14 protein-coding genes and 1 tRNA gene are annotated in these 12,132 nt (G+C 70.7%); 4 read left to right on the top strand and 11 right to left on the bottom strand.

The features are described 5' to 3' along the window. Window positions 1-213: 213 nt before the first annotated feature. Window positions 214-417, bottom strand: a complete 204-nt coding sequence (locus tag HCN51_RS31985) for a cold-shock protein (protein WP_080043977.1) — start codon at window positions 415-417, stop codon at window positions 214-216. A gap of 250 nt (window positions 418-667) precedes the next feature. Between HCN51_RS31985 and HCN51_RS31980 the strand changes: the two genes are divergently transcribed. Further along, window positions 668-1,438, top strand: coding sequence for an HAD family hydrolase (locus tag HCN51_RS31980; RefSeq protein WP_346433867.1), 771 nt, complete (start codon window positions 668-670; stop codon window positions 1,436-1,438). Between the two features lie 123 nt (window positions 1,439-1,561). Here the strand turns inward: HCN51_RS31980 and HCN51_RS31975 are convergent, their stop codons facing one another. Then, window positions 1,562-2,083 carry a bacterial proteasome activator family protein gene (locus tag HCN51_RS31975; RefSeq protein WP_080043975.1) on the bottom strand — a complete coding sequence of 174 codons (522 nt, stop codon included), beginning with the start codon at window positions 2,081-2,083 and terminating at the stop codon, window positions 1,562-1,564. 5 nt (window positions 2,084-2,088) lie between these two features. Further along, the gene (locus HCN51_RS31970; RefSeq protein ID WP_168014561.1) at window positions 2,089-3,045 is read right to left on the bottom strand and encodes an NAD(P)H-quinone oxidoreductase; all 957 of its coding nucleotides are present in this window, start codon (window positions 3,043-3,045) and stop codon (window positions 2,089-2,091) included. Window positions 3,046-3,159: 114 nt separating this feature from the next. On the opposite strand from HCN51_RS31970, the gene HCN51_RS62480 reads away from it, so the two are divergent. Next, complete coding sequence (locus HCN51_RS62480; RefSeq protein WP_346433866.1) at window positions 3,160-5,427, top strand: nucleotide-binding protein; 2,268 nt, start codon at window positions 3,160-3,162, stop codon at window positions 5,425-5,427. Between the two features lie 56 nt (window positions 5,428-5,483). Here HCN51_RS62480 and HCN51_RS31960 read toward each other — a convergent pair whose 3' ends face one another. Further along, complete coding sequence (locus tag HCN51_RS31960) at window positions 5,484-5,933, bottom strand: BP74-related protein (protein ID WP_346433865.1); 450 nt, start codon at window positions 5,931-5,933, stop codon at window positions 5,484-5,486. Window positions 5,934-6,093: 160 nt separating this feature from the next. Beyond that, a tRNA-Ser gene (locus HCN51_RS31955) sits at window positions 6,094-6,183 on the bottom strand. Between the two features lie 24 nt (window positions 6,184-6,207). On the opposite strand from HCN51_RS31955, the gene HCN51_RS31950 reads away from it, so the two are divergent. Next, window positions 6,208-6,561, top strand: a complete 354-nt coding sequence (locus HCN51_RS31950) for an anti-sigma factor antagonist (RefSeq protein WP_168014559.1) — start codon at window positions 6,208-6,210, stop codon at window positions 6,559-6,561. A 32-nt stretch (window positions 6,562-6,593) separates the two neighbouring features. On the opposite strand, the gene HCN51_RS31945 is transcribed toward HCN51_RS31950, so the two are convergent. The 6 genes from HCN51_RS31945 to HCN51_RS31920 form a co-directional block, all read right to left on the bottom strand. Then, window positions 6,594-7,439, bottom strand: coding sequence for an NUDIX hydrolase (locus HCN51_RS31945; protein ID WP_168014557.1), 846 nt, complete (start codon window positions 7,437-7,439; stop codon window positions 6,594-6,596). A 12-nt stretch (window positions 7,440-7,451) separates the two neighbouring features. Next, a complete protein-coding gene (locus tag HCN51_RS31940; RefSeq protein WP_168014555.1) occupies window positions 7,452-8,186 on the bottom strand; it encodes a M15 family metallopeptidase in 735 nt (244 codons plus the stop codon). 182 nt (window positions 8,187-8,368) lie between these two features. After that, window positions 8,369-8,857, bottom strand: coding sequence for a universal stress protein (locus tag HCN51_RS31935; RefSeq protein ID WP_168014553.1), 489 nt, complete (start codon window positions 8,855-8,857; stop codon window positions 8,369-8,371). A 13-nt stretch (window positions 8,858-8,870) separates the two neighbouring features. Then, window positions 8,871-9,107, bottom strand: coding sequence for a hypothetical protein (locus tag HCN51_RS31930; RefSeq protein WP_080043920.1), 237 nt, complete (start codon window positions 9,105-9,107; stop codon window positions 8,871-8,873). Continuing rightward, window positions 9,104-9,532, bottom strand: coding sequence for a hypothetical protein (locus tag HCN51_RS31925; RefSeq protein ID WP_168014551.1), 429 nt, complete (start codon window positions 9,530-9,532; stop codon window positions 9,104-9,106). Before HCN51_RS31925 ends, HCN51_RS31930 begins: the two co-directional genes overlap by 4 nt. Next, window positions 9,529-11,340, bottom strand: a complete 1,812-nt coding sequence (locus tag HCN51_RS31920) for an MDR family MFS transporter (protein ID WP_240973464.1) — start codon at window positions 11,338-11,340, stop codon at window positions 9,529-9,531. Before HCN51_RS31920 ends, HCN51_RS31925 begins: the two co-directional genes overlap by 4 nt. A 96-nt stretch (window positions 11,341-11,436) precedes the next feature. On the opposite strand from HCN51_RS31920, the gene HCN51_RS31915 reads away from it, so the two are divergent. Continuing rightward, window positions 11,437-11,997, top strand: a complete 561-nt coding sequence (locus HCN51_RS31915) for a TetR/AcrR family transcriptional regulator (protein WP_080043917.1) — start codon at window positions 11,437-11,439, stop codon at window positions 11,995-11,997. The last annotated feature ends 135 nt before the right edge of the window (window positions 11,998-12,132 follow it).

The raw sequence follows: 12,132 nt of genomic DNA, 5'->3' as shown, positions 1-12,132 counted from the left end.
CTCAGGTCGATGGCCGGGCGAGGCGGGCGGTTCGGGAGGTGTGTGAGTCGAGTCACACCCGTGACCGATCCGACACCGCCTTCGTGATCTTTCTCACGCTTCGGCCGGCCCGAGACCCGGGCGCCGGAAGGACCGGAACTCCTGGCCCCGGACAAGCAAAAGACCGGAGCTCGCTGGGAGCGAACCCCGGTCTATCTCGCTGCTACAGGTGGGTTAGAGGGCCCGGACCTGAGAGGCCTGCGGCCCCTTCTGTCCCTGCGTGATCTCGAACTCGACCCGCTGGCCGTCTTCAAGGCTGCGGTAGCCGTTGCCGACGATCTCGGAGAAGTGAACGAACACGTCCGGCGCACCGCCGTCCGGGGCGATGAAGCCGAAGCCCTTCTCGGCGTTGAACCACTTGACGGTTCCCTGAGCCATAAAAGCTCTCCCTCAGGATGTGAATCTATGGGACCCACACCTCGTGGGTCCCGGTGTGTCGTACAGCAAGCACCCGGGGTGGCTCAGACAAAGTCATGCTGGTTTTCACTACGGGATCAGCTAATACAACGCCATCACATCTAACACCATTCTGGAGCGTTGGTGTTCCCGTCCTCAGGAAGATTTCTGTCCGGCGGCATCACCGGGCAAACTGGAACCTGTTATGCAGAGTCTTCCCGCGCCGCGGCTAGTGGCCACCGACCTCGACGGTACCGCCTTGCGTACGGACGGAACCGTGTCTCCCCGCACGGTCGCCGCCTTCGGCAAGGTCGAGGAATCCGGCGCTGTGCTCGCGTTCGTGACCGGGCGTCCGCCCCGGTGGATGAGCGGGGTCGCCGCCGCCGTCCGCCACCGTGGCCTGGCCATCTGCGCGAACGGAGCCCTGATCTACGATCTCCATACCGAACGGATAGTGGAATCTCACCTCATCACCGTGGAGGTACTCGAGGAAGTCGTCGCTCAGCTAAGAGCGAACGTGCCCGAACTCGTATTTTCGGTCGAGTATGAAGCCGGTTTTGCGCATGAGTCCGATTTCCTGCTGGGCGGCCTGGACCGGCACCAGGGAGCGGTGCGGGTCGACTCGGTGACCGCCCGGCCCTGCGCCAAGCTGCTCGCCCTGCACGCCGCCATGGGCGCCGACGAGCTGCAGGCCATCGTGGACGAGCTGGTGGGGCACCTGGTCACGGCCACGCACTCCAGCCGGAGGGGCCTGATCGAGATGAGCGCGCAGGGCGTCACCAAGGCGAGCGCGCTCGCGGCGTTCGCGGCGCAGCACGGGATCAAGGACACGCAGACCGTCGCGTTCGGTGACATGCCGAACGACCTGCCCATGCTGAGCTGGGCAGGCACGTCGTACGCGGTGGCCAACGCGCATCCGGACGTGCTGGCGGCGGTCGATCACGTGACCGCCGCCAACGACGACGACGGCGTCGCCCGAGTGCTTGAGGAGCTTTACAGATAGCCGCGTCCAGCGGCTATCTGCAGCAGGCGCTCGCGCCGCTACGGATAGCAGGGGCACCGAAGCCGCTACGGACAGCAGCAGGGGCCGCCGCAGCCGTTACGGGCGGCAGGGGCGCCGGCGCCCCTACAGGTAGGGGCCGGAGCCGCCGTGCGGGCGCCCGCCCTCTTCACCCGGCACGCCAGGCGCGCCGGGCAGCGCCCTGCGCATCTGCTCAAGCTGGGCACGAGCCGCCATCTGCTGCGCGAACAGCGTGGTCTGGATGCCGTGGAACAACCCTTCGAGCCAACCCACCAGCTGGGCGTGCGCGATGCGCAACTCCGCCTCGCTCGGCGGGGTGCCGTTGTCGTCGGTGAACGGGAGCGAGAGCCGCTCCAGCTCGTCCACCAGCTCCGGCGCCAGCCCGTCCTCGAGCTCCTTGATGGAGGACTCGTGAATCTCCTTCAGCCGCTTGCGGCTGGCCTCGTCGAGCGGGGCCGCGCGGACCTCTTCGAGAAGCTGGCGGATCATGCTGCCGATGCGCATCACCTTGGCGGGCTGCTCGACCAGGTTGGTCACCGATCGATCATCTTCGCCGTTATCGCCCTGACCTTGGAAGTCGGGGCCCACCACCACGATGTGGGGGGTGTTGTTGTCCTCAGCATTCATAACACTCACCGTACTAGCAGGATCTTGCCGACGTGCTCTCCCGAATCCAACATTCGGTGAGCTTCGGCGGCCTCGGCCATGGGCACCTCGGCGTAGACGACAGGCTTCACCGCACCCGCCTCGACCAGGGGCCAGACGTTGTCGACGACGCTGCGCACGATGACGCCCTTCTCGTCCGCAGGGCGGGCGCGCAGCGTCGTGGCGTGCACCGACAGCCGCTTGGAGAGCATCGCGCCGAGGTCGATCTCGCCCTTGCGGCCGCCCTGCAGCCCGATGATCACCAGCCGCCCGCCGGTGCGCAGCGCGCGGACGTTGCCCGCGAGGTACTTCGCGCCCATGATGTCGAGGATGACGTCGGCGCGCACCTTGTCCGCGAAGTCCTCCTCGCGGTAGTTGATCACTTCGTCCGCGCCCAGCTCCCTGACCTGCTCGCCCTTGGCGGCCGAGCCGACGGTGGTGACGACGTGCGCGCCGAGCGCCTTGGCGAGCTGCACCGCAAACGTGCCGATCCCGCTGGCGCCGCCGTGCACCAGCAGCGTCTCGCCCTCGCGCAGCCGGCCGACCATGAACACGTTCGACCAGACGGTGCACGCCACCTCGGGCAGCCCGGCGGCCTCGCGCAGCGGCACACCGGCGGGCGCCGGCATGACCTGCTGCCACGGCACGGCTACGCGCTCGGCGTAACCGCCGCCGCCGAGCAGCGCGCACACCTCGTCCCCCGGCTTGAACTGCTCGACGTCCGCCCCGACCTCGGCCACCACCCCCGAGACCTCCAGCCCCGGGTACGGCGGCGAGCCGGGCGGCGGGTCGTAGAATCCCTGCCGTTGCAGGACGTCGGCCCGGTTCACCGCCGAGGCGGTCACGTCGATGAGCACGTCTCCGCGCTCCACCTGTGGATCCGGCACCTCACGCCACTCCAGCACCTCTGGTCCGCCCGGGCCGGCGATCTCAATGGCTCGCATGCGAACCACGGTAGCCGGGCAAAGAAGTTGTGGGTTGCCGGGCTCCGCGGTTACCCATGGCGATAATCTGCAAGGTATTTGCTGCCCCTTTAGACCCACCCGAGGGGGAACACGGTGGCAAGACACGATCGAGAGGAATCTCTCGAGGAACAGCTGGCCTGGCTGGACGCGATCAAGGAGTCGGACGAGGAGCCCGTTCCCGTCAGCGCCTCGGCCGTTGCCGCCGACGAGCCGGTCGCATCGCCGTACCCCCAGGACCCGTGGTCCCTGGTGCCCCAGCACCACGACACCCCGACGCCGCCGCTGTTCCGCGCGGCCGTCGACTCCGTGTACGGCGCCGAGGCGGCCGAGGAGGCCCCCGAGCGGGAGAGCGAGGCCGGGGAATGGCTCGGCCGGGCCGCCGTCAGGGAAGAGCCCGCCCCGCCCGAGGACGACCCCTTCCACGCGCCGCTGAAGCCGCTGCCGCGCCCCGACGACACCGACGCCTACCCCTCGCTGTCGTTCGTCCCGCCGGAGCAGGCCGAGGCCCGTCCCGAACGGGCCGAGGAGACCAGGTGGCCGCCCTCAAGCGAGGAGACGGCGTGGCCGCCCTCCGGGGAGGAGACGGCCTGGGTGCAGCCGCCCGACTGGCCGCGGCCGGGCGCGGAGGAGACCCCGGCCGCTCCCGCCGATGAGCCCGCTCGCGCGGATGAGTCCGTACGCGCGGAGGCACGCGCGGAGGAGCCGCCGCCGGCCCCCGAGAAGGCCGCGTGGGCCGACACCCAGCTGCGCAACGAGCGGCCGTCCTGGGAGGAACCGGCAACCCCGGCTGCTCCGGCAGCTTCGGCGGCTCCGGCGGCGGAGGAGCCCGCCCCGACGCCCGCCGAGCCGCCGCGCGCCGACCTGCCGCAGTGGGCCGAGTCGCAGGACAAGCCCGCGCTTTCATGGGCCGAGGCGCCGGGGGGCGACATCCCGCAGTGGGCCGCCGAGTCGCCGGAGACCCTGCCGCGGGCCGACGTCCCGCAGTGGGCCGCCGAGTCGCCGGAGACGCTGCCGAGGAGTGACCGCCCGCAGTGGGACGAGCCGGAGGGCCGCGGTCAGGAGCAGCGCCTCACGTGGTCGGAGCAGCAGCAGGACCGCTCCCACTGGGGCGAGCGCTCCTCCTCCGATCGCGCCCAGGAGATCCCCGACGGCGCTCGGGAGACGTCCGCCCGCGCTCAGGAGACCGCCGGCCGCTCGCAGGAGACTGCCGACCGCTCGCAGGAGACGTCCGACCTGCGGCAGCAACGCACCGACGCACCCGAGCCGCGGCAGTTGCGGCGGCAGCGCGCCGACCAGCCCGAGCAGCGGCAGCGGACCGATCAGCCCGAGTGGCGGCCCGCCGAGCGCGAGATCCCGCCGCCGCCGCGCCGCCGCCCGGCTCCCACGCCGGTGTTCACCTCGTCGCCGAAGCCGCCGCTCACCGGCCGCCCGACCGCCGAGAGCCTCGACCCGGAGTCCTTGCTGCGCGGCCGGCGTAACGCCCCCGCCAAGGGCTGGCGCCGCCTCGTCTACAAGGCGTCCGGCGGCTGGATCAAGCCGGGCGAGTCGCCCGAGGTGCGCCGCCGCCGCGAGTTGGTCACCAGGGCCCGGACCCCGGTCACGGCCGGGCACCACCGCGTGGCCGTGCTGAGCCTGAAGGGCGGCGTGGGCAAGACCACGACCACGGTCGGCCTCGGCGCCACCCTCGCCCAGGTGCGCGGCGACCGCGTCATCGCGGTGGACGCCAACCCCGACCGGGGCACGCTGTCCGACAAGCTCGTCCTGGAGACCTCGGCCACCGTGCGCGACCTGCTCAACGAGCGCGACCAGGTCAAGCGCTACGTCGACATCAGGGCGTTCACCTCGCAGGCGCCGTCGCGGCTGGAGGTGCTGGCCTCCGACCGCGACCCGTCGGTCTCCGAGGCGTTCAGCGGCTCCGACTACCAGGCCGTCTCTCAGGTGCTGGAGAACTTCTACTCGATCTGCATCACCGACTGCGGCACGGGCCTGCTGCACTCCGCGATGGGCGGCGTGCTCGGGCTGGCCGACCAGATCGTGCTGGTCAGCTCCCCGTCCGTCGACGGCGCCAGGGCCGCCTCCGCGACGCTCGACTGGCTGGAGGCGCACCACTACGCCGACCTGGTCAAGAACGCGACCGTGGTGCTGTGCAGCGTCAGGCCCCGGTCGAAGTCGGCGGTGGACATCAAGAAGCTGGAGGCCCACTTCGCGGCCCGGTGCCGCGCGGTGATCCGGGTGCCGTACGACCCGCATCTGGAGGAGGGCGCGGAGATCGACCTCGACCGCCTCCAGGAGCCGACGCGGGATGCGTACCTGCAGCTCGCCGCCTGCGTGGGCGACGGCTTCGCGGGCATCAGGGAGTGAGACGGCACGCTGCCGGTGCGAGCGGCCGGCAGCGCGGCACGCCTCCCTGGCGGGGGTCAGGGTGCGGGCAGCTCCCTGACCAGCCGCGAGGTCCATGGGCAGAAGACGAGCCCGGGCAGGAACGGCCCGCCGGCCTCGTCCAGGTGGTCCTCGACGTAGGGGATCGTGGCGTCGCACACCTCGATGGCCACGTCGAAGAAGTCGACCGTCTCGGGCCGGAAGTGGTAGCTCCAGCGCCCGTTGTAGGGGGCCCTCTGCTTCGCGATCCGGCCGACGACGTGGGGCCGCTCGCCGGTCTCGCCGCTGACCAGCTCGCGGGCGTGCCGGATCTTGTCGGGATCGGTGATCTGGACGACGAACTGCTCGCGGGTGATGTCGGTCATCACGAAGTACGCGGCCGGGGCGGCCTGCCGGGCGGCCGAGGCGGGCGCGGCCGCGGTCAGGGCGGGCAGGGCGGTGAGCGCGGCGGCGAGCGGAGCGACGACCTTACGAGCGATACGTGCCACGAGGTACCTCCGGTTCGGGGGCGAGGAGATCCACAACCCTTCGACACGGAAGGTAGCGATTCAATTACTCTGAGTGACACTATCGGGGGCGCCACACAGTTCTGGCTTGACCAGGGTGGCTCAGCTGTGCATCAGGGCAGGTCAGAAGCCCTGGAGCGGGTGGCGGAGGGTGTGGGATTCGAACCCACGAGGCCATCGCTGACCTGGCCGCTTTCAAGGCGGCTGCACTCGTCCACTATGCGAACCCTCCTGTGCGGAAACCACGATAGCGGCTGTGGTGACAGGGGTGTACGTTCAGGAGGTGGCGGATCTCAACGTCGAGGTGCAGCGCGGCGATTCCGACGCGCTCGTGCGCCTCACCGGTGACCTCGACAAGCTCACGGCGCCACTGCTGAAAGACGCCCTCGTGCGGTTGTTCACCGAGGGCCGGGTGGCGGTCGTGATCGACGCCGCGGAGCTCGACTTCTGCGACTCCAGTGGCCTGTGGGTGCTGGTGGAGCATCAGCGCAGGGTCTCCGCGCACGCCGGCTCCTTAGGCATCGTGAACGTCCACGGGGTGCTCCAACGGGTGCTCGACGTGACGGGCCTCAAGGCCGCCTTCGACCGCGTGGTGCTCGCCGAGCTCTAGCCACCTGCCCGCCGGGCTCCGCCTTCATGGCTCTAGCCGCTGAGCTGTGACAGCAGCCACTTGGGGCCGACCGTCTCGGCGCCCAGGCGGGCGACACGGTCCTTGAGCGCGCGGTCGGCGGTGACCACCAGCATCCGCTCCCACGGCTTGGCCTGGCGCACGACGTCGACGATCGTGTCGTCGCCGCTGCCGGTGGCCGCGACCACGTGGACGCCCTGCACGGCCGGCGCGCTCCTGGCGGCGCCCTCCACGACGGCCACCATCCGCGGATACCACTGCGCCAGCACGGGATGCGCCAGCCGCAGCCCCGAGACGTCGTGCAGCAGCCGGGTCGCCGCGCCCAGCCGGTCGTTCCACCAGCCGCGCTCGGCCCGCGCGCCGACGATGTTGGCGACGTCGAGCACGACGGTCTCGGGCCTGATCGCGCCCTGGAGGTCGCTCCACGTGGCGGCGAAGCCGGGGTGCAGCTTGCGCTCGGCGACCTCGGGCAGCGGGAGCCAGCGCAGTTCGGTGCTCTCGCGGTTGGCCGGCACGGCGGCCAGCAGCTCGGCCGACTCGGCGATCACCGTCTCGAACGCCCACCCGCCGTGGTCGTCGAGGTAGACGCCCTGCACGCGCAGCCCGTCGCCGGCCAGCGCGGCCTCCTCGCGGGCCTCGCGCAGAGCGGTCGTGACAGCGTCCTCGTGGCTGTCGCGGGCGCCGCCGGGCAGCCCCCACGTGCCGCCGTGGTGGCTCCACCAGGAGCGTTTCTGCATCAGCACGTACGGCACCCCGGCCTCGTCATGGTGCACGACGAGCAGCCCGGAGGCGCCGTGCACCCCCCAGTGCCGGTGACCTTGGGCGCACTCGGCCCACCCGTCGCCGTCCTTAGCCGCCATGGGGCAATTCTCTCAGCCTCCGCCCTTGGAGAAATGCTGGTAGTCCTTGGCTCCGGACCAGTAGCCGCCCCACTCCCAGCCCACCTTGGCAAAGGCCTTGACGACCTTGTCGCCAGGGTTAACCACACCTTTACCGCTAATTGGGCGCTCGGTGAACTTCTTGGCATTTTGGTGTGCCGTGCTGCCACTCGCGGTGACATATGGGTTCTCGCGGGGATTGATGTCTATTGCTTCCCCGTATGCGTGATTTGACCAGTTGCTCGACCCGGTAGCACGGCGGCAGTTGAAGGCCGAGGTGTTGTCGGCGTCGATCGAGTCGAAGTCGTCCGCCTTGTACGCGTCCACCAGCTTCATCTGCCTGATCGGCCAGCGCCAGTCGTACAACTTCCTGAAGACCTTCTCGATGTCGCCGGTGACCGTCGCGCGCACCACCAGCTCGCCGGTGTGCGGCTTTCCGTCGAAGCCCCAGTACGACAGCGTGACCAGCCGCAGGTCCCGGTAGTGGACCGGGCAGCCGGGGCGCCACGAGTACGGGAGCCGGTCGCGGGAGACCCGCGAGACCTTCGAGCTGAACGCGGGCGGCCCGGTGGACGAGGGCGTCGCGGGCGCGGGCGTGGGCGATTCTTCGAGCGCCTGGTCGTCGGGCGCCGAGGTCGTGGAGGCAGGCGCGGGCACGCTGGCCGGCTGTCCCGCGCCGCACGAAACGGCCCCGAGCACCACGAGCGCCAAGGCGGCAGCACGTCTCATCTGGCCACCATATGCGACGTCCGACCAGGTCAGGGGACTATCAGCGCCGTCCGTGACCCTCGCGTCGCCTGAGACGAGGGCCGAGAGGACGAGGGGCGAGGGGCGAGGGGCGAGGGTCAGGGGACGAGCGAGGCGCGCGGGTCAAGGGTGCGCGCGGGGGCGAGGGACGAGTGGGGCGCGGGTCAGGGGACGACCAGCACCGTACGATGCGCGCGTTTGGCCAGATGGGCCGCCACCGAGCCGCGCCACGGCGACCGCGAGCGCCCCACCACGATGCCGTCGGCCATGTGGGTGCTGGCCAGGCTCTCCAGCGCCCTGGCCGGGTCGCCGCGCAGGCTGACGAACTGCCACGGCACCCCGGCGTCGCGCAGCTCGTCCCGCAGCTCCTCGGCCAGGTCGGCGGCCGAGTCGGGGATGATCGGCGACCCGGCGAAGAACCAGAGGGAGGCGGTGTTCAGCGACTCCACGAACGCGATGAGCAACGCGGCGCCGTCGCGCCGGGCGAGCCCGGCCGCGTACGCGAGCGCGTTGCGGCTCGGGCCCGATCCGTCGAAGCCGACCACGAGCAGGCCGGCACCGTCCTTGCCGATCTCGAACCGCCCCGCGGGGAGCCGGCCCGTCGTGGGCTCCCACCGCGGGTCGGCACCAGGGTCAGCACCACTGCCGAACACGGCATGACTCGCGTCAGGAGTCGGCGTGCTTGCCGCGGCGGGCGAGGTCGCGCAGGGCGTCGGCCGCGTAGATCACGAGGGCGACGAACGAGAGCGCGGCGATCCCGCCGCCGAGCCACAGGTCGTTGACCGTCGCGTCCACGTAGGAGGCGCCGCGCGGCTGGTAGCCGACCGCGAAGGGGGCCGCGACCAGCCAGAGGCCGGCGAGGAACAGCACGATCAGGGCGCCGACGCCCAGTTTGGCCTTCATCGGTTCTCCTCCATCCCGACCAGGGGGGCCTTGCCGTTCTGGCGGTGCTCGCCGGCGCGGGGGTTGTGGTTGAGGTCCTCGCGCAGCGCCTCGACGAGGGGCGCGAGCAGGGTGGCCAGCTCGGCGGAGCTGGCCTGCGGGGCGGCGGCCACGGGGACGGGCTCCGGCTCGGGCTCGGCCTGGCGCGGCTTGGGCACGACGAGGCCGCGGACGACGAGCTCCTCGTGGATGGCGAGCACGAAGGCGATCGCGCCCACGAGGCCCACGACGGCGACGCCGAGGCCGGTGAAGAACTCGGACTGGGTGGCGTTCGTCCAGTCGGCGTCCTCCGGCTGGGTGCCGAGGGCGAAGGGGGCGATCATCAGCCACAGCCCGGCCAGGACGGCCAGGGCGGCCGCGACGGCGCCCACGAACTTGCGGATCATTGAGAGATTCCTCCTGTGACGAGGTCTTTCTGCGGGGGCGTGGCCTGCGCGATCAGAGCGCGCGAGGTGGGCCGCAGCACGGTGTGCACGACCGATCTCGCCCGCTCGCGCTCTGAGCGGTCGTCAGGCGGCGCCAGCTTGGCGACGGCGGTGAGGAGCGCGGAGCGCTTGCCGTTCACCCGCTCGACGCGCTGGGAGATGAGCTCCAGCAGCAGCCCGGCGAGGACGAGGTCGTCCTTGCTGAGCGGCTTGGGCTCGGGGGTCGCGGGGCCGCTCGTCCCGCGCAGCGGCAGCTCTTTGAGGAAGAGCGTGGCGAGGAAGCCGAGCAGCGCGATGGGCACGCCGACCATGAAGACGGTCTCCAGGCCGCGCGTGAACGCCTCCAGCACGATGTTCTTGATCGGCGCCGGCAGCATCTGGATCTGGCTGGGGCTGCCGAGCTTGACGTCGGCGCCGCCGGCCGTCTGGATGTGCGCGGCGGCGAACATCTCGGCGATCTCGTCCTTGAGGCGGCTCGTCAGGATGGCGCCGAACGCGGCCACGCCCACGGCGCCGCCCAGCGACCGGAAGAACGACACGCCGGACGTGGTGGAGGCCATGTCACGCAGCTCGGAGCCGTTCTGCGCGGCCAGGATGAGCATCTGCATGGACAGGCCGAGCCCGATGCCCAGCACGGCCACGTCGAACCCGATCAGCCACTCGCTGGAATCGACGTGCAGGCGGGACAGCAGGAACAGGCCGACGGCCACGATGAGCAGGCCGGCGACCGGGAAGATCTTCCACTTGCCGGTCTGGGTGACGATCTTGCCGGAGATCACGCCGGCCAGGAACAGCGCCACCACCATGGGCAGCGTCATCAGGCCGGACTTGGTCGGGCTGAGCCCCTTGACGATCTGCAGGTACTGCGGCAGGTAGATCATCGCGCCGAACATCGCCATGCCGACGAACAGCGAGGCGAGGCTGGTCAGCACGAACGTGCGGTTGCGGAACAGGCGGGGCGGCAGGATCGGGTTGCGGGCGGTCCGCTCGGACAGCACCGCGAGGGCCAGCATGAGCAGGGCGACCGCACCCAGGAAGTACGTCCAGCCGGAGTTCCACTCGAACTCGTTGCCGCCCAGCGTCAGCAGCAGCATCAGCGCGCTCGCGCTGGCCGTGATGGTCGTGGCGCCCCAGATGTCGATCGAGGTGCTGCGCTTGACCTTCGGCAGCTTCAGCACCTTCTGGATGACGATGAACGACACGAGGGCGAACGGCACGACGACGTAGAAGCACCAGCGCCAGCCGAGCCAGTCGGCGTCCACGATGAACCCGCCGAGCAGCGGCCCCGCGACGGTGGAGATGCCGAAGACGGCCCCCATGTAGCCGGAGTAGCGGCCGCGCTCGCGGGGGGAGACGATGTCCCCGAGGATCACCTGGGCCAGAGCCGACAGACCACCGACACCCAGGCCCTGTACGGCGCGGGCGGCGATGAGTTGCCCCATGTTCTGGGACAGGCCCGCCACCAGCGACGCCGCGACGAACAACCCCAGCGCGGTCTGGAAGAGCAACTTGCGGCCGAACAGGTCGGACAGCTTGCCCCACAGTGGCGTGGAGACCGTCATCGTCAGCATGGTCGCGCTCGCGACCCATGAGTACTGGTCCTGACCGCCTAGCTCGCCCACGATCGTCGGCAGCGCGGTGCCCACCACGGAGGTCGAGATCATCGACGTGAGCATCGCGAGCATCAGCCCGGACATGACCTCGAGGATCTCGCGGTGGGTGTAGGTGCGCTGCTTCGTGGGTGATGCGGCCTGCGCCTGGGCTACCAAGACACAACATCCCCTTCTTACAGATTTATCCCACTTGAGTATACGCATGTTTACTAGCCGCGCGGTAAGTGGGTGTGCGCCCAGTAGAGTGCGGGCATGAACCCCCAGGTGACTGAGGCCAGGCCGCGCGACCGTGAGGCCACCCGGGAGCGCATCCTGCAAGCCGCTCGCACCCTGTTCGGCGAGCAGGGCTACGAGCAGGTGACCGTCCGCGCGATCGCCGCGGCGGCCGACGCCAACATCGCCCTGGTGGGCCGCTACTTCGGGTCGAAGGCGGGGCTCTTCGCCGCGGTCCTGCAAGGCGAGCCGACCTTCAGCGAGCTCTTCACCGGCAGCCGCGAGGAGCTGCCCCGGCGGCTGGCGGAGTACGCGGCCCAGCGCATGCGGCACCCGCCCGACAGCCCCATCCTGCGCACGCTCGAACGCTCGGCCTACCACCCGGAGGTGGCGGCGGCGGCCAGGGAGCGGCTGATCTCGGCGGTGCTCGGCCCGCTGGAGGCCACGCTCAGCGGCCCCGACGCGCACGCCCGCGCCCGCATGGCCGTCTCCGTCGTGCTCGGCATCGGCGCCATGCGCCGCCGCGTCGGCCCCGAGGAGCCGACGCCCGCCGACGTCGATCGGCTGACCGCCGTCTTCCGCGCGTGCCTGGCCGATTGAAACTTTCACCGCTCATCAGGCCGCTGACCTGCGGCGGTGCGGTGCGGATCGACCCGATGTCTTTGTCCGGCCCCGAACGCTACCTAGCATCCGGGGTGCCCGTGGGAGCGCTCCCACCCGACGGACGGAGTTATC

The sequence above is a fragment of the Nonomuraea composti genome, from assembly GCF_012034275.1.
Classification (GTDB): Bacteria; Actinomycetota; Actinomycetes; order Streptosporangiales; family Streptosporangiaceae; genus Nonomuraea; species Nonomuraea composti.
This window is presented reverse-complemented; position numbering and strand designations above follow the sequence as displayed.

Coding starts and splice junctions, on each gene's coding strand:
- HCN51_RS31985 (WP_080043977.1), bottom strand. CDS start 417: ATGGCTCAGGGAACCGTCAAGTGGTTCAACGCCGAGAAGGGCTTCGGC.
- HCN51_RS31975 (WP_080043975.1), bottom strand. CDS start 2,083: ATGAATGCTGAGGACAACAACACCCCCCACATCGTGGTGGTGGGCCCC.
- HCN51_RS31970 (WP_168014561.1), bottom strand. CDS start 3,045: ATGCGAGCCATTGAGATCGCCGGCCCGGGCGGACCAGAGGTGCTGGAG.
- HCN51_RS31945 (WP_168014557.1), bottom strand. CDS start 7,439: ATGGCGGCTAAGGACGGCGACGGGTGGGCCGAGTGCGCCCAAGGTCAC.
- HCN51_RS31940 (WP_168014555.1), bottom strand. CDS start 8,186: ATGAGACGTGCTGCCGCCTTGGCGCTCGTGGTGCTCGGGGCCGTTTCG.
- HCN51_RS31930 (WP_080043920.1), bottom strand. CDS start 9,107: ATGAAGGCCAAACTGGGCGTCGGCGCCCTGATCGTGCTGTTCCTCGCC.
- HCN51_RS31925 (WP_168014551.1), bottom strand. CDS start 9,532: ATGATCCGCAAGTTCGTGGGCGCCGTCGCGGCCGCCCTGGCCGTCCTG.
- HCN51_RS31915 (WP_080043917.1), top strand. CDS start 11,437: ATGAACCCCCAGGTGACTGAGGCCAGGCCGCGCGACCGTGAGGCCACC.